The following is a 23,379-nucleotide window of genomic DNA, read 5'->3' as shown; positions in this document are numbered from 1 at the left end:
CAAAAATATGGCTGACACAATCATGAATTTCGAACCGATTACTTTACCGGGAATCGAAAACAAACGCCCGCTCGTCATTGCCGGTCCATGCAGTGCCGAAACCGAAGAACAAGTACTTGAAACGGCCAAACAGCTGGCCGCACAAGGCATCAAGATATTCCGTGCCGGGATATGGAAACCTCGCACCAAACCGGGAGGATTCGAAGGCGTGGGAACCGTGGGGCTACCCTGGCTCAAACGCGTAAAAGAAGAAACCGGCATGTATGTCGCCACCGAAGTGGCCAACCAATACCATGTGTTTGAAGCCCTCAAATACGGTGTCGACATTCTGTGGATAGGAGCCCGCACCGCGGCCAACCCCTTCTCGATGCAGGAAATCGCCGATGCCCTGAAAGGAGTCGACATTCCCATCTTCATCAAAAATCCCGTGAATCCCGACCTCGAATTGTGGATAGGTGCAGTAGAGCGCATCTACAATGCCGGTATCCGCAAAATCGGCGTGATACACCGCGGGTTCAGCGCCTACGACAAACGCATCTACCGCAACCTGCCGCAATGGCACATTCCCATCGAGTTGCGCCGGCGTTTCCCCAACCTGCCCATCATCTGCGACCCCAGCCACATCGGCGGGAAAAGAGACCTCATCGCTCCGCTCAGCCAACAGGCCATGGACCTTGGATTCGACGGTCTCATCATCGAGTCGCACTGCAACCCCGACAACGCATGGAGCGACGCCTCACAACAAGTAAAACCCGATGTATTAGCCTACATTCTCGACATGCTCATCGTACGCGAAACCTCACAAAGCACAGAAAACCTCAACGAATTGCGCCGTCAAATCGACGAACTCGACAACCAACTGCTCGACCTGTTGGCCAAACGCATGCGCGTATCACGCGAAATCGGCCAATACAAGAAAGAACACGACATGCCCGTCTTGCAGACAGCCCGATATGACGAAATCCTCAGCAAACGGGTCAGTCAAGCCCAGGACATGGATATGGACGGAGAATTTATGCAAACCATCTTGGCGGCTATCCACGAAGAGTCGATACGCCAACAAATGGTCATCATCAACAAATAAGTGAAAAGGAACCGAAAAATGAAGATATTGATTTTGGGTGCCGGCAAAATGGGCTCGTTCTTTGCCGATGTACTCAGTTTCGAGCACGAAGTGGGCATATACGACACCGACCCTCAACGCTTGCGTTTCACCTTCAACACCCAACGCATGACAACGATGGAGGAAATCGAGGCGTTCAAGCCCGAACTGCTCATCAACGCCGCCACCGTGAAATACACGATTCCGGCGTTCGAAGCGGTTTTGCCCCATATCCCCGAGAGTTGCATCATATCGGACATCGCCTCGGTCAAAACCGGTCTGCCCGAGTTCTATGCCAAGGTGAAACGTCCGTTTGTGTCGACCCACCCCATGTTCGGTCCCACGTTTGCCAACCTGAGCAACTTGTCTGAGGAAAACACCATCATCATTACCGAGTCGAATCATTTGGGCAAAGTCTTTTTCAAAGACCTGTATAGCCGGCTGCATCTCAACATCTTCGAGTACACCTTCAAGCAGCACGACGAGACGATAGCCTACTCGCTCTCGATACCGTTTGCCTCGACCATGGTGTTTGCCTCGATTATGAAGCACCAGGACGCTCCCGGTACCACGTTCAAGAAACACATGAACATCGCCCGGGGCCTCTTCTCGGAAGATGATTACCTGATTACCGAAATTCTTTTCAACCCGCACACCAGCGAGCAACTGGAAAAGATTCAGGAAAATCTGGCCAAGCTACAAGACATCGTCACGCGCAAAGACAGTGCGGCCATGCAACAATACCTCACCGCCATGCGGGAGAATATCAAGTAATGGCCGTTTCCCTGGCAAAAAGAAGAGGGCTCGTGACACATACGAGCCCTCTTCTTTGTTCTACAACTGCAAATAGAAATCGCGTGTGAGCGCCTTATATTCGGGCGTCCATTGCAAAGGGGCGGTCTCGATGGCAAGATGCGATTCCTCGCATATGGAGGCTGCCTCCCGACTCCACTCGACCATCACCCGCTTGGGCGGCAATCCGGCACGACCGCTCACCCAGGTAAGCCGGCGGGGATAAAGGCCGTAGCGCCGGGCTTGGGCATTGACCGCAGGATAGAGCGATGCGGGAAAAATAAGTGCCACCCGCCCCTCGGGGAGCAATAAATCGGCAGCCCCTTGCAGCAAAGCGGCATAGGTGAGCCGTTCGGTATGCCGGGCCGTGAGACGAGCCTCGTCCTCGGGAAGGAGCGAGTGCTCGAAATAGGGCGGATTGGAGACAATCAGGTCATAACGGGGTGCCGCACCGGCGGCAACGACATCGAGGAAGTCGGCCTTCGTGACATACACCCTGTCGCTCCACGGCGAACGGGCAACATTCTCGGCAGCCTGCCCGGCCGCTTCCGCATCGATTTCCAGGCCATCGACGGTCACGTCGCCAGCCGTGCGCTGGGCCACCATGAGGGCAATAAGTCCGGTACCACAACCGACGTCGAGAATGCGATGCGACGCGGCGACATCGCACCAGGCTCCTAACAACACGCCATCGGTTCCCACCTTCATGGCACAACGGTCATGCCACACGGTAAACTGTTTGAATCGGAAATAGGGATTGCTCATGTCGGGAAGAGTTTTCGGTCGGCAAATAAACAAAAATATATAATAATATCCATAGTCGATAAAGAATCATTAACTTTGGCACGTCAATTGCAGTATAAAATAAGACCTGCTACATGAGGCAGTCAAGTGCTAAAACAAGCCGCAATCTGACAAAATGACAAATACGACAAACTATGCTTTCATCTGATAAGAACCTCTTTTTTGATACCGACGAGAATACCAGCATCGGCACCATCTTTGCCGAGATCGATGGTTCACCCGATATCGAATGTCCGGGTCTCAACGAAACGAATCTGCCCATTCTGCCATTGCGCAACATGGTGCTTTTTCCCGGCGTGACGCTTCCCATCACCGTGGGAAGGGAGAAATCGTTGCGACTTGTGCGTGAAGCCGCACGGAAAAAACACCTCATAGGCGTTGTCTGTCAGAAAGACATGTATAACGATGACCCGAGCGACATCGACGACTTCTACACGGTCGGTTCGCTGGGCGAAATCGTCAAGATACTGGAAATGCCCGACGGCAACACGACGGTAATTTTGCAAGGGAAACAGCGTTTTCACCTCGACGAAATAACCTCGTTCTACCCCTATATCACAGGCAACATCTCGCTTCACCCCGAAGTGCTCCCCGCCGAGAACGACAAAGAGTTTGAAGCGTTGCTCGACGCCTTGAAAGATATTACGCTCGATGTGCTGAAATCGATGGCCGAGCCGCCCCGCGAACTGATTTTTGCCCTCCGCAACATGGGAAATATGCTCTATCTGGTCAATTTCCTGTGTACCAACATACCTTTCACGCCCCAACAAAAGCAAGAGTTTCTCGATGCCGCCACGATAAAGGAACGGGCCTTCGCCCTCTATGCCGCCCTGCGCAAAGAGGCCAAGTTGCTCGAAATAAAGGCCGATATCCAATCGAAAACCCGAGCCGACATCAACCAGCAGCAACGGGAACATTTCTTGCAACAACAGATAAAAACCATACAGGACGAACTGGGAGGCAACAGTCAGGAGCAGGACATCGAAGAGCTCACGCAAAAAGCCGCCCAAAAGAAATGGAGCAAAGAGGTGCAGGAGGTCTTCGACAAGGAGTTGCGCCGGTTGGAACGTCTCTACCCGCAGTCGCCCGACTTCTCGGTACAGTACAACTACCTCGAAACGCTCACCGACCTGCCTTGGTGCGAATACACGGCCGACAACTTCAATCTCAAAAACGCCCAACGTCAACTCGACAAGGACCACTACGGTCTCGAAAAAGTCAAAGAACGCATCATCGAGCATCTTGCCGTACTGAAACTGCGCGGCGACATGAAGGCGCCCATCATCTGCCTCTACGGCCCTCCGGGAGTGGGAAAAACCTCGCTGGGCAAGTCGATTGCCGAAGCCTTGAACCGCAAGTATGTGCGGGTTTCACTGGGTGGTCTGCACGACGAGGCCGAGATACGCGGACACCGCCGCACCTACATCGGAGCCATGCCCGGCCGCATCATTCAAGGCATACAGAAAGCGGGGTCGTCGAACCCTGTCTTCGTCCTCGACGAAATCGACAAGATAGGCAACGACTTCAAGGGCGACCCGGCATCGGCGCTGCTCGAAGTGCTCGACCCCGAACAGAACAACGCCTTCCACGACAACTACCTCGACATCGACTACGACTTGTCCAAGGTACTCTTTATCGCCACGGCCAACAACCTCAACACCATCTCCCGCCCCCTGCTCGACCGCATGGAGCTCATCGAGGTCTCGGGATATATTCAGGAGGAGAAAATCGAGATTGGCCGGCGCCACCTTGTGCCCAAGCAACTCGAAGAGCACGGGTTGAGCAAAGACGACATCGACATTCCCAAGAAAACGATGGCCGCCATCATCGACTCCTACACCCGCGAATCGGGCGTGCGCGAGCTCGACAAGAAAATCGCGAAGGTCATGCGTAAGGTGGCTCGTAGAAAAGCGGCCGACGAAGAGTGGGAACACGAGTTGCAGGTCGACAGCCTGACCGAATATCTCGGCATGAAAGAATACACTCGCGACCGCTACGAAGGGAACGATTATGCCGGAGTGGTCACGGGCCTGGCCTGGACGGCCGTGGGCGGAGAAATTCTCTACATCGAGTCGAGCCTCAGCCGCAGCAAAGGCGAGAAACTCACCCTCACGGGAAATCTGGGCGATGTCATGAAAGAGTCGGCCATTATCGCCCTGCAATATGTCAAGGCCCACGCCGACGAACTGGGCATCGACAGTCAGGTGTTCGACCACTGGAACCTGCACATACACGTCCCCGAAGGAGCCATACCCAAGGACGGCCCGTCGGCCGGCATCACCATGGTGACCTCCATCGCCTCGTCGTTTACCCAGCGCAAGGTGCGCGCCCACCTGGCCATGACGGGCGAAATCACCTTGCGGGGCCGGGTGCTGCCCGTGGGCGGTATCAAGGAAAAGATACTGGCCGCCAAACGTGCCGGTATCAAAGAAATCATTCTCTGCGACGAAAACCGCAAAGACATCGAGGACATCAAGCCCAGTTACCTCAAAGGATTGCAGTTCCACTATGTCCACGACATCAGAGAGGTGCTCGACATCGCCCTGCTCCCCGAAAAGGTCGCCCACCCCGTCGACCTGTCCGTCAAAACCAAGGAGAGCGAAGAGAAGGAGAACAAATAACAAGAACCGACTTCCGCCACTTTACCACGGCGTTGCCCCACAAAAGGCAACGCCGTTTTTTATTATTCCGAAGAGCCGTTGTAACCTTTTCGGTATCCGACACGTCAAACGACAAAACATTTATTCAACCGACCCATAAAGGATACCATGATACGATTCATACCGGCGTTTCTCTGCTGCATTTTTTTACTCACCTTTCCCCTCTCGGCCCAAGAGGCGAGCATCGAAATCGAAGGGCACCTGCAAGACGAAAAGCGCTACGACCTCATCGGGGCAACCATACGCTGCTACGAGGCCGACAGCCTACTCATCGCAAACACGACAACCGACAGCCAAGGCAATTTTACACTGGAACTGCCGGCAAAGAGACAGACACATCTCCTGCGCATCAATTACATCGGCTACAAAGAGATGACCCTCGTACTGAACCCGACCGACGAAAAGCTCATACGGCTCGGCGACATCACACTGAGCACAAACGCCATACTCATGCAAGAAGTTACCGTCGTGGGCAGCCAGACGGTAAGCACCGAGGAGAAGACCATGGTCTACCCCACCCGCGAACAAATGCGCCACGCCTACGACGGATACAGCGCCTTGGCCGCCCTCATGATACCGGGAGTGCGAACACAGACATTCCAGTCGGCCCCCACCTATATGGACCAAGACATCTTTTTCTGCATCAACGGCATGGAGGCGTCGGAAGAAGAAATCAACACGCTGAACCCGCGCGACATCAAACGGGTGGACTTCTACCCCAACGGTCTACCCGATTACCCCGAAGCCGATGTCGTACTCGACTATATATTGAAAGAGCGCGACTATGCCGGAGCTGTGGCCTTCAACGGGAAACAACAACTGAACCGTCCTTACGGCAGCGGTCGCGGAACGGCTCAATACTTCCAAGACAAATCGGAGTTTGCCCTCTCTGTTTCGGACCAATATACCCATGCGCGTAATCACAACGAAGACTACACGATAACCACCTACACATTTCCCGAGCGTGTCGTTGTAAATACGACCGAGGCTCTCCCGTCGGACGAGAACGCCAACGACCTCAGCAGCTATTTCAACTACCTCTACAAAGACAAGCAGCAGACCTTCTACTCCTCGCTCCGCATGAACCGGACGATGGAAGAGCGCGACACATGGAGTCGCGAAACGTTCAGCAACGACACAAAAAATTATACCCGACAGGAAAAGACCCACACACTCGACCTCCTGCCCGCCGTGAGAATGCGGTATAACCGTGTACTGAAAAACGAGCAGCAGGTGCGGTTGGAGTGGTATGGCAACCGGGGCACCAACCATTACAAACGCTGGTATGCCTACCGCACCGACGACGAGACATCATCGACCTACAACAATGCCACCGACGAGAAAAGCTGGCACACCAGTTTCAAGGCCAATTACAGTAAAACGTTCAAAAACCGCTCTTCGCTCAGTGTGGAAGGTTATCAGGACTTCACCCGCACCGACAGTCGCAACACTCGGGAAGGTAGCGCATCGAACGTCTTTCTGAGCCGGGGCTACACGCGGCTGTATGCCACCTATAACTACAAAATAAAAAACAAGTTGAGTTTGCAAGTCCGCCTGGCCGAACAGCTATCCTTCTCGCGCACAGAGAAGAGCACAACCGTCGAGCACCAGTTCATACCGTTTTTCCAACTCACCTATACCCGGAAAGCACACAACCTGAGGATAAAATCCACCTTCCGCAGCACACAACCCGATGTATCCGACATGACCACCCCCGAATACAAGGAAAATGAATACATGGTAAGAAGAGGAAATCCCGATTTAAAAAACGTCTGGTCATTCAAAAACCAGATCAGCTACACTTGGACACACGGGCGGTTATCGATAATGCCACACCTGCAAGTCCACGGATATTCCCATATCATTTATGACAAAGTCGATTTTATCGGAGAGCGACAAATTTTTATCAAACAAAAAGAGAACGGAAAAATTTCCGCGACACAACAATATGGACTGAATATACAATACGACATCATACCCCAACGATTTTCCGTAGGATTGGCTGGCGTGTACGGTCATTTAAACGTCTCATTATGGAAAAACTTCACACTCGACGTCGTGGCTGCGGGCGGATATTCGACATTTATGTATAAAGGATTCTCGGCCAGCGTGAATTGCGTCTGTCTGAGCAGGAATTTCGATCCCACAACGGCGGTCTACACATCGCGGGATTTTCAAATCAATATGCAAGTTGCATACGCTATCAATAGCTGGAACTTCATACTGTATGCCTACAATCCGTTTTTCAAAAATGCGTACGACATGGTATATGAACAATCGGAATACGAATACACATCGCACATAAGCCGTCCACGGGTCGAGACGGGAAACATATTCGGCCTCACCATCAATTACCGTTTCACGTTCGGAAACAAGAAGCACAAATTCCACGAAGAAGAATAATCGGGAGGGAAAGCACGACCACCACCGGCACTTCATCTCGGAAACAGGAAAGAATAGCGTCGAATTTGTACCGGCGTCATACAAAAAGTTCCGTCACGATTTTGTATATTTGCGCTCAAATTGCCAATCTATGAGCGACAACAAATTATTAGAGAAGTTAGACGGTTTGTCATTGCGTTTTCAGGAAGTAAGCACACTTATCACCGACCCCGAAGTCATCAACGACCGCAAACGCTTTGCCAAACTCACCAAAGAATACAGCGACCTCGAAAAAATAGACAACGCCCGCAAACGCTATGCCGGCCTGCTGAGAAACATCGATGAAGCCCGCGAAATACTCGACAGCGAAAGCGACCCCGAAATGCGGGAAATGGCCCGTGAAGAACTCGACGAGAGCCAAGCCCAGATACCGGCACTCGAAGAGGAGATAAAACTCCTGCTCGTGCCCGCCGACCCGCAGGACGACCGCAACGCCATACTCGAAATACGCGGCGGGACAGGCGGCGACGAAGCCGCCCTCTTTGCCGGCGACCTCTTCCGCATGTATGCCAAATATTGCGAAATGAAAGGGTGGAAACTCGAAATATCGAGCGCCAGCGAAGGCGCCGCAGGCGGCTTCAAAGAGGTCATCTGCTCAGTATCGGGACAAAAGGTGTATGGCACCCTCAAATACGAATCGGGCGTGCACCGCGTGCAGCGTGTCCCCGCCACCGAGACCCAAGGACGGGTACACACATCGGCCGCATCGGTAGCCGTACTGCCCGAAGCCGAAGAGTTCGACGTCGTCATCAACGAAGGCGAAATCAAGTGGGACACCTTCCGCAGCGGCGGCGCCGGCGGACAGAATGTCAACAAGGTGGAGTCGGGCGTGCGGCTGCGCTACAACTGGAAAAATCCCAACACGGGCGAAGTCGAAGAGATTCTCATCGAGTGTACCGAGACCCGCGACCAGCCCAAGAACAAGGAACGGGCCCTCTCCCGCCTCCGCACCTTCATCTACGACAAGGAACACCAGAAATACATCGACGACATCGCCAGCAAACGCAAGACGATGGTATCGACCGGCGACCGCTCGGCCAAGATACGCACCTACAACTATCCGCAAGGGCGCATCACCGACCACCGCATCAACTACACCATCTATAACCTCTCCGCCTTCATGGACGGTGACATACAGGACTGCATCGACCACCTCATCGTGGCCGAAAATGCCGAACGCCTGAAAGAAAGCGAACTCTAACCGACAGCATCTATAAACATTCTTCGCATATGAACAAGCAACAACTTTTTGAGAATATCCGCCGCAAGAAATCTTTCCTCTGCGTAGGTCTCGATACCGACATCAAGAAGATACCGCAACATCTCTTGACGGAAGAAGATCCCATCTTCGCCTTCAACAAGGCCATCATCGACGCCACGGCCGACTTTTGCGTGGCCTACAAGCCCAACCTCGCCTTCTACGAAAGCCTCGGCCTCGAAGGGTGGAAAGCCTTTGAGAAAACCGTCCGTTACCTCAAAGAGAATCACCCCGACCAGTTTATCATCGCCGACGCCAAACGCGGAGACATAGGCAATACCTCGGAAATGTATGCCCGCAGCTTCTTCGAGCACCTCGACATCGACGCCGTAACGGTGGCTCCCTACATGGGCGAAGACAGCGTGAAACCCTTTCTCAACTACGAGGGACACTGGGTCATCGTGCTGGGACTGACCTCGAACAAGGGGTCGCAAGACTTCCAGTTCACCACCGACGCACAAGGCGAACGCCTCTTTGAGAAGGTGCTGCGCGTCACGCAAACCTGGGCTACCGACGACCAGCTGATGTTTGTCGTGGGCGCCACGCAGGGCAAGCTCTTCACCGACGTGCGCCGCATCGCCCCCGACCACTTCCTGCTGGTTCCCGGCGTGGGAGCCCAAGGCGGCAGCCTGCAAGAGGTGGCCCAATATGGCATGAACGACCGGTGCGGTCTGCTGGTGAACTCCTCACGCGGCATCATCTACGCCGACAAGAGCGAGGCTTTTGCCGAGGCGGCACGCCGCGAAGCCGAAAAAATCAGCCGGGAAATGGAAACATTACTGGCTCAAAAAGGGTTATTGGATTAAGGTGCACGCCGAGGTGCTAAAATAGTTAAAATCAAGCCTCCGTTTTGCAACAAATTGATAACTCAAAACAAAAATATTTTATACTTTTGCAGCCGAAAAAGGAAAAAAGAGTCTCATTAAAAAGATAAGAATATGCAAACACTTGACAACTTCAATTTCGCCGGTAAAAAGGCGTTTGTTCGTGTCGATTTCAACGTACCTCTCGATGAGAACTTGAATATCACCGACGATACCCGTATGCGCGCAGCTCTGCCTACGCTGAAAAAAATCCTGGCCGATGGCGGCAGCATCATTATCGGCTCGCACCTGGGACGCCCAAAAAAAGGTCCGGAAGACAAATTCTCCCTCAAACACATCGTCAACCACCTTTCCGAACTGCTGGGACAACCCGTCAAATTTGTCAATGATTGCCAAGGCGACGCCGTAAAAGCCGCTGTTGCCGAACTGAAACCGGGTGAAGTGCTCGTTCTCGAAAACCTCCGCTTCTATGCCGAAGAAGAGGGTAAACCCAGAGGACTCGCCGAAGATGCCAGCGACGAAGAAAAAGCCGCTGCCAAGAAAGCCGTCAAAGAGAGCCAGAAGGTATTCACCAAAAACCTCGCCGACCTCGCCGACGTTTATGTGAACGACGCCTTCGGTACCGCCCACCGCGCTCACGCTTCGACAGCCCTCATCGCCGACTACTTCTCACCCGAGAACAAAATGTTCGGTTACCTGATGCAGAAAGAGGTTGAAGCCGTAGAGAAAGTGATGAAAAATCCCGTACACCCCGTAACCGCCATCATCGGTGGCTCGAAAGTCTCGTCGAAAATCACCATCATCGAGAACCTGCTGAGCAAAGTCGACAACCTCATCATCTGCGGTGGCATGGCCTACACCTTCGCCAAAGCCATGGGCGGAAAAATCGGTACTTCACTCTGCGAAGACGACATGCTCGAAACGGCTATCAGCATCATGAACAAAGCCAAAGAGTTGGGCGTAAATCTCGTATTGCCCACCGACTGCATCATCGCCGACAGCTTCTCGAACGATGCCCAAACCAAGGCTTGCAAAAACAGCGAAATACCCGATGACTGGATGGGCCTCGACCTCGGTCCCGAATCGGCCAAGAAACTTGCCGAAGTCATCAAATCGTCGAAGACCATTCTGTGGAACGGTCCTGCCGGCGTATTCGAGTTCCCCAACTTCGAAGCCGGTTCGCGTGCCATTGCACAAGCCATCGTCGATGCCACCGCGGCAGGAGCCTTCTCGCTCATCGGTGGTGGTGACTCGGTTGCCTGCATCAACAAATTCGGCATGGCCGACAAGGTAAGCTATGTATCGACCGGCGGCGGCGCCCTGCTCGAATGCATCGAGGGTCGCGAACTTCCCGGTATCAAAGCCATTCGCGGATAAGCAATCAACCCTTCTTATATGCGACAGGCCGTCCAAAAATGGACGGCCTGTCTTTTTGAATAGCGGAACAAACTCCTATCTCCCAATTTTTCACGCTACTCAATAACTCCACACACCCGAAATCATACGCAGGTTGTAATCGCCCATCGTATAAAGGGTTACCAACGGATTCCCCCTGAAATTGAGCGACATAAGATTGGGACAATACGAGACGTCGATGATACTCAGCTGGTTTTGGCTGCAATCTACATTCTGCAACATTTGGAGATTGCTCAAATCGATACGCGTCAGGTTGTTATTGGAGCAATTGACCGTCGTCAGATTGCTCGAACCCGAAAAATCGAGCGACGAAAGATTATTGTACGAACAATCCACCGTCGAGAGTGCTCCGCAGTTTGTCATTTTCAATACCGACATATTGTTGCCGCTGCACGAGAAATAATACAGGTTGGACTGGCCCGAGGCGTAGAATTGGGCAATGCTGTTGTTGTCCATGTTCAATGTTTCGAGAGCCGGGACATCGATGAGGTGCAACTCCGAAATGCGGTTGTATCCGCAATACAGATTTTTGAGTTGCGTGCAACTGTCGACCGAGAGCCATTCGAGATGACACCCCTGCACATTGAGCGAGGTCAACGAGTCGGCATGAGCCACCGAAAGTTCGACAAAAAGATTGTCGGCACAATTGAGCGACACGATGCCCATCGACGAGGAGAGGTCGATGTCGGAAAGGCGGTTCTTAAAACAATTCAATGTCCGCAAAGCCGTACAGCCCGAGAGGTTTATCCCGGTAAGTTTGTTGCGCCCCGCCTCAATGTTCGTCAATGCCTTGCAACCTGAGGCCGAAAGCGTGGTCAGTTGGTTTGCGGTCACATCGACCCGCTGTAATTGGGTGAAGTTGTCGAGCGAAAGGTCTCCGGCCAAGCCTCTTCCCCGCCAATCGATGACAGTCACATGACCATTCTCCCAAGTGACGCCTTCCCATGTCGAAGGGTCGTTGAGATTGGTACGTTTGAAGAGGGCATAGTTGGGCTTCTCTTTGGCCGACGGCTGATTGAGAAATTGTTGCAAACTCTTTACCTCTTTTTTGTTGTAATTCTGTGCCGGAAGCACTGCACAACAGGCCAAGAGCGATAGGGCCAAGATAAAAACACGTTTCATTTCTTTTCTTATTTAGGGGTTGTTCTTCCCAAACAAGAAAAGGGGTCGATAAGTTTAAAAAACAAGCAAGATTAGGGTTTTGCTCCACAACCGTAAAAAGCATACGCCCCGATGTGCGTCAGGGTACCTTCGACGACGAGTTGCCGCAACTGCGCACACCCGTAGAAAAGGCGGGGGCCTACCGTTGTCACGCCTTTACCCAAGGTCACCTGGGATAAAGTCTCCTTGCGGTAAAAGGGGGCATACCCCGAATAGATGGTTTCGGGATAGCGCAACTCGCGACCGAGGTAAAGCTCCCGAATGGGATTGTCATAAAAAAGGGCATGACCCACACCGGCCGGCTCATACAGGTCGCAACCCAACGACAATGGCGTGTCTCCATCGTTGAAAATCAGACGCGAAAGGCTATGGCACCCCTGGAAGGCACGATTTCCGATTGTCGCGACACGCCCTCCTATCGTGACAGTTTCGAGCTGGCTGCAACGGGCAAAGAGGTCATCGGGTATGGTGGTGACAGTCGCCCCCACCTCGACACGGCGCAATGTCTTCAACGATGAAAAAGGAGCCCCGCCATACTCGATACCGGAGAGAAACTGCACGTCTCGTCCCAAATAGAGAGTCTCGACCGCCGTGTCATGGAAAAGATTTTTCCCGCCGACTTGTGAAAAGTGGTTATATCCCAACGCCAACGGTTCGGTACCATCTTTGAACACCAGTTTCCGTAACGCCGTGCAACCCGAGAATGCCGAATGGCCGACAGCCGACACGCCGCCGGGAATGGAAAGTTCGGTGAGTGACGTACAATCGTAAAAAAGATTTTGCGGGAGGAGCGTAACACAATCGCCCAACGTCACCGACGAAAGAGCCGCCTGCTGATAGAAAGGCGAGAAACCATAGAAACGGCTCACGTTATAAGACAAGGTCCGCCCCAAATAAACCGTGTGCAACGGGCTGTCGGAGAAGAGCGGCTCCCCTATCCCATCGGAAGCGAATTTGTTATACCCCACATAGAGGGGCAACACCCCGTCTCGGAACACGACTTCGGTAAGAGCGGCACACTCCTTGAATACATAATTGGCAATGAACTCCACAGAGCCGCCCACCGTCACATGCGCCAACGAATGACACCCGAAAAAAAGACGGTCGCCCAACGACACGACATGCTCGCCCACGACAACCGACTGCAAGCGTTGTTGGTCGTAAAAGGGGGCATAGCCGTCGAAATAACTGGTCGAATAGTCGAGCGTGCGCCCGAGATAGAGGGTTTCGAGCGGACAATCGAAGAAGAGCCCTTCGCCCTTTCTCGATGTGGTATGGAGATTCACGCCCAGCAACAGGGTCGAATCGCCATCCTTGATAAAAAGTTCACGCAGAGATTTACAACCCGAAAAGGCATAATTGCCAATGCGCTCGACTCGGCTCCCCACCGTGAACGAAACAATGGAACGACACCCCTGGAAAGCCGAAGAGGGAATCTCTCTCACCGCCTCGCCTATCGTGACGGTGCGCAGCGTCTCTTTCTGAAAAAAGGGATTGTATATCTGCCCCACACTCTCGGGATATTGCAAGTCCCGTCCCAAATAAAGGACTTCCACCGGGGCGTCACTCAGGAAATTTTTACCCGTCCCGTTGGTGCCGATTTCAAGTGGGACCTCCCCCTCTTTTATCACCAGTTCTTTGAGCGACTTGCAGGCGTAAAAAGCGTAATTGCCTATCGAAGCCACCCGACCGCCCAGGGTTATCGAAGTCAAATCCTCACAACCGTAGAAAGCCCGGTTTTCCAACCGGCGCACGCCCTCGCCGATTATCACCAACGAGAGATGTCTTTTCTTGTAAAAGGGCGAATAGCCGTAAAAAAATCCACCTTCATACTGCAATTCTCTCCCGAGATAGAGGGTTTCGAGCGGACAATCGTTGAAGATGGCCTCTCCGGCCGCAATACCTTGATAACTGTTGCAGCCCACACGAAGCGGTTTGTCGCCATCTTCCAACACCAAATATTTGAGGGCGGAACAAGCAAAAAAGGCCGAATCGCCGATTTCAACCACAGAGGCCGGAACCGTAAGTGAGGCAAGTCGTGAACACCCTTGGAAAGCATGTCTGGCAATGGCTGTCACCGCATAGCTTTTTCCTTCGTACACAACCGAAGCCGGAATGACCACCTCTCCACTATATGCAGACTCGTGTGGAGGAATTGCAACCTCAACCTGCCTTGTATTCTTTATCGTATAATAAATGTCATCGCTCTCGAAATCATAGGCACAAACGTCCAACGCCTTCGATACATAAACAAGAACGAAAACAAGAGAGAATATGTTTCTTATCATAACCTATCGACCTAAATCGTTGGCAAAGATACGAAAAAGCCGAAGCAGAGACAAAGAGAAACTCAGTTTTCGACGCATGGATTCAGCAAAGCACATCGAAGACTTCCCTGTCGAAAAAGGAAACGACGGAACTCATTCCCGGGAACGGAATGCACGCACAAATCGCACAGGTATTCGAAGCCGAGTCCAATGGGAATAAAAGCTCAACTCGCAGAAAAGAATAGAGAGCTTCAACACCGGACAGAGAGGTATCATATCTTATAAAAGGATTCCCCATACGCCCGATGCTTTACCGATACCTCGAAAAATCTCTCCATCAGAAGGGTATAAAAAAGCAGTGTCGGTAATCATTGATGATTACCGACACTGCTTGCGGAGTGAGGGGGATTCGAACCCCCGAACCGGTTTTGCCGATTACACGCTTTCCAGGCGTGCCTCTTCAACCACTCGAGCATCACTCCAAAGTGGTTTTCTCAAAATCGAGTGCAAATATACGAATTTTATTTTTATCTGCGTTTCTCTTTGCCGTTTTTTATGGAAAATCTTGACACAGGCATTTGTCGCGCATCGGTACTCATTCGACATCAACGACTTATCTTTATCGAAAAAAATTCTCCGACACATTACGTCAGAGGTCGAGCAGTCCTTCGGGAATGTTCATGACCAACTTCTTCTCCTGCTCATCAGCCGAAACGACCCAATCATCGATAGCGGGAATCAACAATTCTCCGCCTTTCTCCCGCTCCACGACAAAGAGCACATTGGCCGTCGACATATCGACATCGACAATATGTCCCAAAAAGCCTTTCTCGGTATCATAAACCGAGAAGTGAAGGAAGAAATCTCCCGGTGCCGACAATCCGCCATCTTCATCGTTCGTGATATAAGCCTTTGGATAGTAAACATCGAGATTGGTAAAGGGGCGTGCCTCTTCTTCGCTATCGACATCTTCGAGTTTCATGAGGGCCGTTGTATCGCTCCTGAACCGATACTCTTCGATAAAGAAAGGCACGAATATCCCGTCGATTTCGCACACGACATAGGGCGATTCGCAACGGTCGAAAATGTCGTCGGTAAACGTGAAGGCCAACTCGCCTTGCACCCCGTGAGGCTTGTTGAAGGTGCCTATTTTGATAAGTTCGTCGCGTTGAATCATATTTTCAGGACTGACGGGTGATGGAAGCGCCTATGGCGTTGAGCCGCAGGTCGATGCGCTGGTATCCTCGGTCGATTTGGTCGATATTGTGTATCGTGCTGGTACCCTCGGCCGACATGGCGGCGATGAGCAGGGCAATGCCCGCACGAATGTCGGGCGACACCATGGAAGCAGCCCGCAAAGGATAGGCTTTGGCCTGGCCGATGACGGCCGCACGGTGCGGATCGCAGAGAATGATTTGTGCCCCCATGTCGATGAGTTTGTCGACAAAGAAAAGGCGGCTCTCGAACATCTTCTGGTGTATCAGCACGCTGCCCTTGGCCTGCGTGGCCACCACGAGGAACACACTGAGGAGGTCGGGCGTAAGACCCGGCCAGGGGGCATCGGCAAAGGTCATGATGGAGCCGTCGATGAAGGTTTCTATTTCGTAACTGTCTTGTTGCGGTATGTAAAGGTCATCGCCTTCTTGCTCGACACGAATGCCAAGTCGGCGGAAACTGTCGGGTATGATACCCAAATCCTTGACCGATACATTTTTGAGACGTATGTCGGAGCCGGTCATGGCTGCCATGCCGATGAAGGAACCTATCTCTATCATGTCGGGCAAGATGGTGTGTTTGCAACCGCCGAGCGACTCGACGCCTTCGATTTCGAGCAGATTCGAACCGATACCCGATATGTGGGCTCCCATGGCATTGAGCATCTTCGAGAGCTGTTGCAGGTAAGGCTCGCAAGCCGCATTGTATATTGTGGTCTTCCCTTTGGCCAGCACTGCCGCCATCAAGATATTGGCCGTGCCGGTGACCGATGCCTCATCGAGCAACATATAGGTACCGATGAGTTCCTTGGCCGATATTTCATAAATCTGTTTTTGGGGATTGTAAGAAAACTCGGCGCCCAATTTCTGAATTCCCAGGAAGTGGGTATCGAGACGCCGGCGACCGATTTTGTCTCCACCGGGTTTGGCAATTACGGCTTTCCCGAAACGGGCTACCAACGGGCCCACAATCATCACCGAACCGCGCAGCGAAGCGCTCTGTTTGAGGAACTGGGGCGTTTGCAGATAATTCAAGTCGATATTCTCGGCCTTGAAACGATAGGCTCCCTCCCCTATCTTGGTGGTCTCCACGCCCAAGTCCCGGAGAAGTTGTATGAGGTTGTTGACATCGAGAATGTCGGGCAGGTTATACACTTCTACGGCCTCGGGGGTGAGCAACGTAGCACACAATATCTGCAAGGCTTCGTTTTTAGCGCCTTGCGGTATCAGCTCGCCGTGCATGCGGCGGCCGCCTTCTATAACGAATGATGCCATGTGAGAGAATTTTTGCTCAATATACAAAAAAAGCGGTTATCGTCCCGCTTTTCTTCCGTTATTTTTATTTTTTCTCTGCACATTTTCCTTGGGTACCTCTTTGAGGTGAAGTTGTTCCAAGGTAAGCGGCACTTCATGGTGGGTATATTCCAAGATGTCTTTGAGGATTTTCTCATCATCGACGGCCTCCTTGTTCCACGAAGTGAGCGCTTTTTTCATGTGATTGGCCAAGTAGACGATCAACTGGTCTTTCTCCTCTCCCTCGGGCATTTCCTGCCACTTTTGCAGCATCAGTTCGAGCAACTTGCCGTAATGACGATAGCGCATGTTGCCGGTGGTGTATGGCACGTTCTCGGGCTTGTCGTGAAGCTTCTCCTGGCGAATAACCTCATAGGGATAATCGATGTCGAGTTTGAAATCGGACATGATGGCCAAGTGGTCCCACAACTTGTGCTTGAAATCGTCGATGTCGCGCAAATGGGGAAAGAGGTTTCCCATGATGTTCACAATCGCATTGGCACAACGGGTACGTTCGTCTCGGTCTTCGAGACTCATGCAATACTCAATCATGCGATGCACGTTACGTCCATACTCGGGAAGGACCATTTTTTTCTTTTGGGTATTGTATGCGAGCAAATCTTCTTGTTCCATGAGAAGGGATTATTCGTTTGAAAGGACTTTATTTTTAGGTTTCGTGGCGACAAACTCTTTGAGATAGAAGGGCTCGAAATAGGCCACATTCTCAAAACGAGACTGCCGGAAAGCCATCTCCGAAAGAGCCAACATATCAGACGCCAAGGGGTGTATGCCGTCGATGAAATGGGCATGTTCCCCGACAATGACGTCGCGGCACTTTTCGGCTCCGTTGCCAAAAAACAGGACGGGTCGCTCGGCCAGAATATCGGCATAGGAATTTGCATCGATAATTTCGGCCGATACCGGCTTGACGGGATTCAATGCCCGGTCATACACGGCCGAATAGACCTCCATGCGACGGGCATCGATCATGGGGCAAAGCAAAGCCGTTTCGTCGATATTCTTTCTAAACATAACGGCACATGCCATCACCGCCAGCGTGTCGACGGCGATGAGGGGAACATCGAGACCGAAACAGAGCCCCTTGGCCTCGGAAACGCCGATGCGCAGGCCGGTATAGGAACCGGGCCCCCGGCTCACGGCAACAGCATCGAGAGTCAGATGCCGACTTTTGGCCTCGGACAAGGCTTCCTGCACATACCCGCCCAACGACGAGGCGTGCGACATGCTTTTGTAATTTTCCCGATTGAACAGGACCTCTCCGTCGCAAGTCAAGGCGGTAGAGCAGACATCGGTCGATGTTTCTATGTTAAGTATTACGGGCATATTCTTCTCTCTTTTACCTGACAAAGGTAGCCATTTTTTCTGATTTGAGAAAAAGGTGCATTTATAAAACCGTCCCAAACGCTCCGGGTTCCCCGTTTTGCTCCCATTTCAATAAAAATTTTTTGGCGGCGAGGCCACCGGCATATCCGGTGAGGGAATGGTCGGCTCCGACGACGCGGTGGCAAGGGACGATGATAGAGAGGGCATTGGCTCCGTTGGCATTGGCCACAGCACGCACGGCAGAGGGGGCTCCGATGCCGATGGCAAGTTCCTTATATGAGATTGTCTGCCCGTAAGGTATTCCGAGCAGAGCCTGCCATACCTTTTTCTGGAAATCACTTCCGACCCAAAGAAGTGGGAGGTCGAAACGGGTGCGTCCATGTGCAAAATAATCATCGAGCTGGCGGGCGGCCTCACGCAAGACATGCGAGTCGGCCTCGACACATTCAGCACCAAGCAACGACTGCAAACGCCGCCGCGTGCGGCCGGGGTGTCGACTTTCGACCCAGTCGCACAGGCAAAGGCTGTCGTGATAGCTTCCCAACAGCAACGTCCCGCAAGGTGACGTGTAGGGGCGTATCCGTATGACATTTTCACTGTTTTTCATTTGTCGGGTTTGTTCATGCTATTTCATCACGGCTGCTTCCCGTTGCACGGTCTATCTTGTCGACAACCCGCATGACCCCGGCCGGTGCTCTCCCGGCCAACAGTTCGTCACGCATGAAATTCATATAGGGTGCCACATGTTCGAAAAACCGGAAATATCCGTCACAGAGATAATTCAACCCCGGCTCTCCCGATGAAGTGCGCACAAAACGATTCTTCGGGCATTCGCCGTGACAGGCAAAAAGGTATCGGCAAGAACGGCATTGTGCCGGCAGCGTTCCGGTTTTGTCCCGACCGAATTGCAACTGTTCCTCCCCATAGAGCATCTCCACCAGAGTATGGGTAGTTATGTTTCCGCGCTTGTAGGCAGGGAAAACGAAATGGTCGCAGGCATAGACATCTCCGTTCCACTCCATCACGGCCGCATGTCCGCACGAGGAAGAAAGCGTGCAAACGCCGGGCGGTTCACCCACCCAGTTGGCCAAGGTGGCATCGAAATGCTGAATGAAATACTGCCCCACATCGGCTCGCACCCACTCGTCGAAAAGGGCGCACAGGAAATCGCCCCATTGCCGGGGCGTCACCGAAAGTGGGGTCAAGGCACAACCGTCGGCTTCTCCCACATGGGCCAAAGCAAGACCGTGCGGGGTGGATTTGATTCGCTCCACAACGGGCGCAAACTGTATGTATCTGCACCCTATCTCCTTGAAGAAACGATAAAACTCCAACGGATAATCGGCATTGAGTCTATTGACAACGGCCATGGCATTCCATTCCACTCCGTGCTTGTTCAAAAGCTCGATGCCTCGCATCACCTGAGCGAACGAGGGTTCTCCCCGATGATTGCAGCGGCAGGCGTCATGGAAACGCCGGGGACCGTCGATGGAGATGCCGACCAGCCACCCCTGCTCCTTGAAGAAGCGACACCAGTCGTTGGTGAGCAGGGTCCCGTTTGTCTGTATGCAATTATCAATCACCCGTCCTCGGGCATATCGGCGTTGCAAAGCCACGGCTTTGCGGTAGAACGACAACGGCCGCAGAAGCGGTTCGCCCCCATGCCAGGTAAAAAGAATTTCACGCTGTGTCTGAGACTCGATGTATTCGCGGGTGAAGCGTTCGAGCAAATCATCAGAGATACAATGAGGCGTCTTCTCATCGTAGAGCGAGTCTTTCCCGGTATAGTAACAGTATGAGCAGGCCAAGTTGCAACGGGCACCTGCCGGTTTCAACATCACATAAAGCGGACGGGCAAAAGGGCGACAAAGCGACATGCGGCACTACTCCTTGGCGGGTTGTTCTCCGGGTAAAGGCCAATAAGGCGACGGGGTGCGTGCCTGTTGCATCTGCCGTTCAAATTCGGCCACCTTCTCGGGGTACTTATCGGCCAGATTGTTCGACTCGGTCTCGTCCTCCCGAATGTTGTAAAGTTCGAGCGGGGCATTTTTCTTCACACTCACGGCTTTCCAATCGCCGCGACGTGCAGCGCGTTGCTTGCCGGGGAACTCCCAGTAGAGCAACCGGTCGTCGGTATCGAGTTGTCCTCCCAGTATCAACGGCCACAGGTCGATGCCGTCGCGTCGCGACGGCAGGTATTCGCTGGCTCCCGCCACAGCGGCCAAGGTAGGCATGACGTCGGGGAAGTATATCAAGTTGTCGAGTTGCCGCACGGGCACATGCCCCGGCCAGTTCACAATAAAAGGCACGCGTATGCCACCCTCGTAAAGTTGGCCTTTGATGCCTCTCAGATTGCCGTTGCACTCCACAACGGCAAGCGGGGCCTGCTTGGCGGCGCCATTGTCCGAGGCAAAGATGACGAGCGTGTTTTCCCGCAAGCCCAGGCTATCGAGCTCGGCAAGGAGACGGCCTATGGCCTTGTCCATGTGGGTAATGAGCGATGCGTAGCGTTTGGTATTGGGGTCCCAACTCTCGTCGTCGTACCAATGGGTATCGTCGATGTTGTAGGGCTCGTGCGGAGCATCATAGGCCAGATAGAGGAAGAACGGATTCTCCCGGTTGCGATGAATGAAAGCGATGGCATCGTCGGTCGAAATATCGGTATTGTGACGGAGGTGACGCCCATCGGCATTTTCCTCGATATGCCCCAATCGTTCGTTGTCGAACCGCCAATAGGGATAATAGTAGGGATCGTTGGAATATGAGGTGCTGATGAGCCAACCGTAAAACTCGTCGAAACCACGGTTTAGCGGCGTCGCTTCGGGATTGAAGCCATCGAGATGCCACTTGTTTACCAAGCAGGTGCGATAGCCGCCGGCGCCCAATACGGCCGCAATGGTGGTATCGTTGGGAAGCAGGTGCATGCGACGGATCGTCTGCTCGCCCTTCTTTCCTTCGATGCCGCCGGCTTGGGCAAAATTGTCGCGAATCGTGGTATTGCCCGTGTTGCGCCCGGTCATGAGGGAACAACGCGATGGCGAGCTCACGGCCGAGCCGGCATAACACTGGGTAAATCGGGTCCCGGTCTCGGCCAAGCCATCGATGTGTGGCGTCTCGACATGCCGGTTTCCATAACATGAAAGGTCGCCATATCCCAAATCATCGGCCAAGATAAAGATGATATTGGGTTTTTCACCATTACCGCCGAGGGGATTCCCGGCTGGATTCTGTGCTTCGGCATCGATATGAGGTGCCGCGATAATACCCAGGGCGCAAAGGCCCCTCCACCATTTGTCGTTATACATAGGAACAGTTTTGAGTAAAGATAGCTCCTTTCCTCGGCCTGTCCAAACGAGAAGCGATATTTTAACGATATTTTCCCAAAAGGAGTACCGTGCAGGAATTTCACATTGCCTTATCTCCGACTCGCAAAAATTCATTCAAAACTGAGGGGACGCAAAAAGAAATTTTTGATTCTTTTTTTGTAATATTGCACCCATAAAAATTACCTGGACCTATGCTTACGCTCGACAAAATCTATCATGCCTCTTTTGTCTTGAAAGAGGTCTTGCGACGTACCGATCTGATCGCCGCCCCCCAAATTCTTCCCGGCACTCCGATATTTCTGAAACCCGAAAACCTGCAACTCACAGGTTCGTTCAAAGTGCGAGGAGCCTACTATAAAATTTCACAACTCTCCGACGAGGAAAAAGCCAAAGGCGTGATTGCCTGCTCGGCGGGCAACCATGCGCAAGGAGTTGCCTTGGGTGCCACCAAAAACGGCATCAAATCGCTGATATGCCTCCCCTCGGGAGCCCCCATTTCCAAGGTCGAAGCCACCAAGAAATACGGCGCCGAGGTGTGCCTCGTCGACGGTGTGTATGACGATGCCTACCAGAAAGCCCTGCAACTGAAAGAGGAGAAAGGATACACATTCGTTCACCCCTTCGATGATGAGAACGTCATTGCCGGACAAGGAACCATCGGCATCGAGCTACTCGACCAACTTTCCGATGTCGAGGCCGTCATCGTGCCCGTGGGTGGCGGCGGACTCATCTCGGGCGTGGCCTTTGCCATCAAAAGTCTGAATCCAAACATAAAAGTCTACGGCGTACAGGCCAGCGGCGCAGCCAGCATGGTGGAGTCGCTGAACCACAAAAAAATCGAACGCCTCGACTCGGTGCGCACCATTGCCGACGGTATCGCCGTGAAAGAGCCGGGCACACACACATTCGACATTTGCAGCCACTATGTCGACGACATCGTAACGGTATCGGACGATGAAATTTCGACGGCGATTCTCTCGCTCATCGAGCAACAAAAACTTGTTTCCGAGGGTGCCGGTGCCGTCTCGGTGGCCGCCGCCATGTTTGGGAAACTCCCCATTGCCGGGAAAAAGACAATCTGTTTGGTTTCTGGTGGCAACATCGACGTCACGATTCTTTCCCGGGTCATCAACCGAGGCTTGCAGAAGTCGGGTCGTTCTTATGTATTAACCGTCGAACTGATGGACCGCCCCGGCCAACTGGTTGGCGTGACCAGCATCATCGCCCGCATGGGTGCCAACGTCATCTCGGTACATCACGACCGTGCCGGGAAAGCGACCGACATCAACGCCTGCTACCTGCAAGTCGTGCTCGAAACCCGCAACCAGGAACACATCGACAACATCTTGCAGGAACTCATCAAATCGGGCTATCATGTCATTTTATAACAGGAAAGGAGATCCACTCATTTTCAAAACATCATCGGCCGGGAATCCGGCCGATGATGTTTTGCCAAAAAGTAAATCCGAATTGGAA

Annotated in this window: 18 protein-coding genes and 1 tRNA gene; 8 read left to right on the top strand and 11 right to left on the bottom strand. The window is 52.7% G+C overall.

Annotated features, from left to right (window positions below; all coding sequences use genetic code 11):
* Positions 1-7: 7 nt before the first annotated feature.
* Complete coding sequence (locus tag IAD09_08835) at positions 8-1,084, top strand: bifunctional 3-deoxy-7-phosphoheptulonate synthase/chorismate mutase type II (GenBank protein HIT82324.1); 1,077 nt, start codon at positions 8-10, stop codon at positions 1,082-1,084.
* Positions 1,085-1,102: 18 nt separating this feature from the next.
* Positions 1,103-1,876: a prephenate dehydrogenase gene (locus tag IAD09_08830; GenBank protein ID HIT82323.1), complete on the top strand. Its 774-nt coding sequence runs from the start codon at positions 1,103-1,105 to the stop codon at positions 1,874-1,876.
* A gap of 60 nt (positions 1,877-1,936) precedes the next feature.
* Here IAD09_08830 and IAD09_08825 read toward each other — a convergent pair whose 3' ends face one another.
* Positions 1,937-2,659 (bottom strand): methyltransferase, encoded by a 723-nt coding sequence (locus IAD09_08825; protein ID HIT82322.1) that lies wholly within the window; start codon positions 2,657-2,659, stop codon positions 1,937-1,939.
* Positions 2,660-2,832: 173 nt separating this feature from the next.
* Here IAD09_08825 and lon point away from each other — a divergent pair, with 173 nt between their 5' ends.
* From lon to IAD09_08800, 5 genes are all read left to right on the top strand, one after another.
* A complete protein-coding gene (lon, locus tag IAD09_08820; protein HIT82321.1) occupies positions 2,833-5,319 on the top strand; it encodes an endopeptidase La in 2,487 nt (828 codons plus the stop codon).
* 147 nt (positions 5,320-5,466) lie between these two features.
* Complete coding sequence (locus IAD09_08815; protein ID HIT82320.1) at positions 5,467-7,761, top strand: carboxypeptidase-like regulatory domain-containing protein; 2,295 nt, start codon at positions 5,467-5,469, stop codon at positions 7,759-7,761.
* Positions 7,762-7,891: 130 nt separating this feature from the next.
* A complete protein-coding gene (gene prfA / locus IAD09_08810) occupies positions 7,892-9,001 on the top strand; it encodes a peptide chain release factor 1 (GenBank protein HIT82319.1) in 1,110 nt (369 codons plus the stop codon).
* A 29-nt stretch (positions 9,002-9,030) separates the two neighbouring features.
* Positions 9,031-9,864: an orotidine-5'-phosphate decarboxylase gene (gene pyrF, locus IAD09_08805; GenBank protein ID HIT82318.1), complete on the top strand. Its 834-nt coding sequence runs from the start codon at positions 9,031-9,033 to the stop codon at positions 9,862-9,864.
* 132 nt (positions 9,865-9,996) lie between these two features.
* On the top strand, positions 9,997-11,259 hold the full coding sequence (locus tag IAD09_08800; GenBank protein ID HIT82317.1) for a phosphoglycerate kinase: 1,263 nt from the start codon (positions 9,997-9,999) through the stop codon (positions 11,257-11,259).
* 99 nt (positions 11,260-11,358) lie between these two features.
* On the opposite strand, the gene IAD09_08795 is transcribed toward IAD09_08800, so the two are convergent.
* The 10 genes from IAD09_08795 to IAD09_08750 all read right to left on the bottom strand — a co-directional run bounded on the left by IAD09_08795 (position 11,359) and on the right by IAD09_08750 (position 21,882).
* Positions 11,359-12,420 carry a hypothetical protein gene (locus IAD09_08795; protein ID HIT82316.1) on the bottom strand — a complete coding sequence of 354 codons (1,062 nt, stop codon included), beginning with the start codon at positions 12,418-12,420 and terminating at the stop codon, positions 11,359-11,361.
* A 71-nt stretch (positions 12,421-12,491) separates the two neighbouring features.
* Positions 12,492-14,747 carry a leucine-rich repeat domain-containing protein gene (locus IAD09_08790; GenBank protein HIT82315.1) on the bottom strand — a complete coding sequence of 752 codons (2,256 nt, stop codon included), beginning with the start codon at positions 14,745-14,747 and terminating at the stop codon, positions 12,492-12,494.
* A 373-nt stretch (positions 14,748-15,120) separates the two neighbouring features.
* Positions 15,121-15,208, bottom strand: a tRNA-Ser gene (locus tag IAD09_08785).
* Positions 15,209-15,375: 167 nt separating this feature from the next.
* Positions 15,376-15,903 (bottom strand): 16S rRNA processing protein RimM, encoded by a 528-nt coding sequence (gene rimM / locus IAD09_08780; GenBank protein ID HIT82314.1) that lies wholly within the window; start codon positions 15,901-15,903, stop codon positions 15,376-15,378.
* 4 nt (positions 15,904-15,907) lie between these two features.
* Complete coding sequence (gene murA, locus IAD09_08775) at positions 15,908-17,215, bottom strand: UDP-N-acetylglucosamine 1-carboxyvinyltransferase (GenBank protein ID HIT82313.1); 1,308 nt, start codon at positions 17,213-17,215, stop codon at positions 15,908-15,910.
* Between the two features lie 36 nt (positions 17,216-17,251).
* A complete protein-coding gene (locus IAD09_08770; GenBank protein ID HIT82312.1) occupies positions 17,252-17,866 on the bottom strand; it encodes a DUF4290 domain-containing protein in 615 nt (204 codons plus the stop codon).
* Between the two features lie 9 nt (positions 17,867-17,875).
* Positions 17,876-18,577, bottom strand: a complete 702-nt coding sequence (gene tsaB, locus IAD09_08765; GenBank protein HIT82311.1) for a tRNA (adenosine(37)-N6)-threonylcarbamoyltransferase complex dimerization subunit type 1 TsaB — start codon at positions 18,575-18,577, stop codon at positions 17,876-17,878.
* Positions 18,578-18,638: 61 nt separating this feature from the next.
* Positions 18,639-19,184: a methylated-DNA--[protein]-cysteine S-methyltransferase gene (locus tag IAD09_08760; GenBank protein HIT82310.1), complete on the bottom strand. Its 546-nt coding sequence runs from the start codon at positions 19,182-19,184 to the stop codon at positions 18,639-18,641.
* A gap of 13 nt (positions 19,185-19,197) precedes the next feature.
* Complete coding sequence (locus IAD09_08755; protein ID HIT82309.1) at positions 19,198-20,454, bottom strand: anaerobic sulfatase-maturation protein; 1,257 nt, start codon at positions 20,452-20,454, stop codon at positions 19,198-19,200.
* Positions 20,455-20,460: 6 nt separating this feature from the next.
* Entirely contained in the window at positions 20,461-21,882 is a 1,422-nt protein-coding gene (locus IAD09_08750) for a sulfatase-like hydrolase/transferase (protein ID HIT82308.1), read from the bottom strand.
* 212 nt (positions 21,883-22,094) lie between these two features.
* Here IAD09_08750 and IAD09_08745 point away from each other — a divergent pair, with 212 nt between their 5' ends.
* Complete coding sequence (locus IAD09_08745; GenBank protein HIT82307.1) at positions 22,095-23,291, top strand: threonine ammonia-lyase; 1,197 nt, start codon at positions 22,095-22,097, stop codon at positions 23,289-23,291.
* Positions 23,292-23,379 lie beyond the last annotated feature (88 nt).

The organism is Candidatus Caccoplasma merdavium, assembly GCA_018715595.1.
GTDB lineage: Bacteria > Bacteroidota > Bacteroidia > Bacteroidales > UBA11471 > Caccoplasma > Caccoplasma merdavium.
Note: the sequence above shows the minus strand (reverse complement) of the source record. Positions and strands in the feature narration are given on the sequence as shown.

What these genes read in the sequence shown, in the direction of transcription:
- IAD09_08790 (HIT82315.1), bottom strand. Translation starts at nt 14,747, where the DNA reads ATGATAAGAAACATATTCTCTCTTGTTTTCGTTCTTGTTTATGTATCG.
- tsaB (HIT82311.1), bottom strand. Translation starts at nt 18,577, where the DNA reads ATGCCCGTAATACTTAACATAGAAACATCGACCGATGTCTGCTCTACC.
- prfA (HIT82319.1), top strand. Translation starts at nt 7,892, where the DNA reads ATGAGCGACAACAAATTATTAGAGAAGTTAGACGGTTTGTCATTGCGT.
- IAD09_08800 (HIT82317.1), top strand. Translation starts at nt 9,997, where the DNA reads ATGCAAACACTTGACAACTTCAATTTCGCCGGTAAAAAGGCGTTTGTT.
- IAD09_08815 (HIT82320.1), top strand. Translation starts at nt 5,467, where the DNA reads ATGATACGATTCATACCGGCGTTTCTCTGCTGCATTTTTTTACTCACC.
- IAD09_08830 (HIT82323.1), top strand. Translation starts at nt 1,103, where the DNA reads ATGAAGATATTGATTTTGGGTGCCGGCAAAATGGGCTCGTTCTTTGCC.
- IAD09_08795 (HIT82316.1), bottom strand. Translation starts at nt 12,420, where the DNA reads ATGAAACGTGTTTTTATCTTGGCCCTATCGCTCTTGGCCTGTTGTGCA.
- rimM (HIT82314.1), bottom strand. Translation starts at nt 15,903, where the DNA reads ATGATTCAACGCGACGAACTTATCAAAATAGGCACCTTCAACAAGCCT.
- lon (HIT82321.1), top strand. Translation starts at nt 2,833, where the DNA reads ATGCTTTCATCTGATAAGAACCTCTTTTTTGATACCGACGAGAATACC.
- IAD09_08745 (HIT82307.1), top strand. Translation starts at nt 22,095, where the DNA reads ATGCTTACGCTCGACAAAATCTATCATGCCTCTTTTGTCTTGAAAGAG.
- IAD09_08750 (HIT82308.1), bottom strand. Translation starts at nt 21,882, where the DNA reads ATGTATAACGACAAATGGTGGAGGGGCCTTTGCGCCCTGGGTATTATC.
- murA (HIT82313.1), bottom strand. Translation starts at nt 17,215, where the DNA reads ATGGCATCATTCGTTATAGAAGGCGGCCGCCGCATGCACGGCGAGCTG.
- IAD09_08755 (HIT82309.1), bottom strand. Translation starts at nt 20,454, where the DNA reads ATGTCGCTTTGTCGCCCTTTTGCCCGTCCGCTTTATGTGATGTTGAAA.
- IAD09_08835 (HIT82324.1), top strand. Translation starts at nt 8, where the DNA reads ATGGCTGACACAATCATGAATTTCGAACCGATTACTTTACCGGGAATC.
- IAD09_08770 (HIT82312.1), bottom strand. Translation starts at nt 17,866, where the DNA reads ATGGAACAAGAAGATTTGCTCGCATACAATACCCAAAAGAAAAAAATG.
- IAD09_08825 (HIT82322.1), bottom strand. Translation starts at nt 2,659, where the DNA reads ATGAGCAATCCCTATTTCCGATTCAAACAGTTTACCGTGTGGCATGAC.
- pyrF (HIT82318.1), top strand. Translation starts at nt 9,031, where the DNA reads ATGAACAAGCAACAACTTTTTGAGAATATCCGCCGCAAGAAATCTTTC.
- IAD09_08760 (HIT82310.1), bottom strand. Translation starts at nt 19,184, where the DNA reads ATGAAAAACAGTGAAAATGTCATACGGATACGCCCCTACACGTCACCT.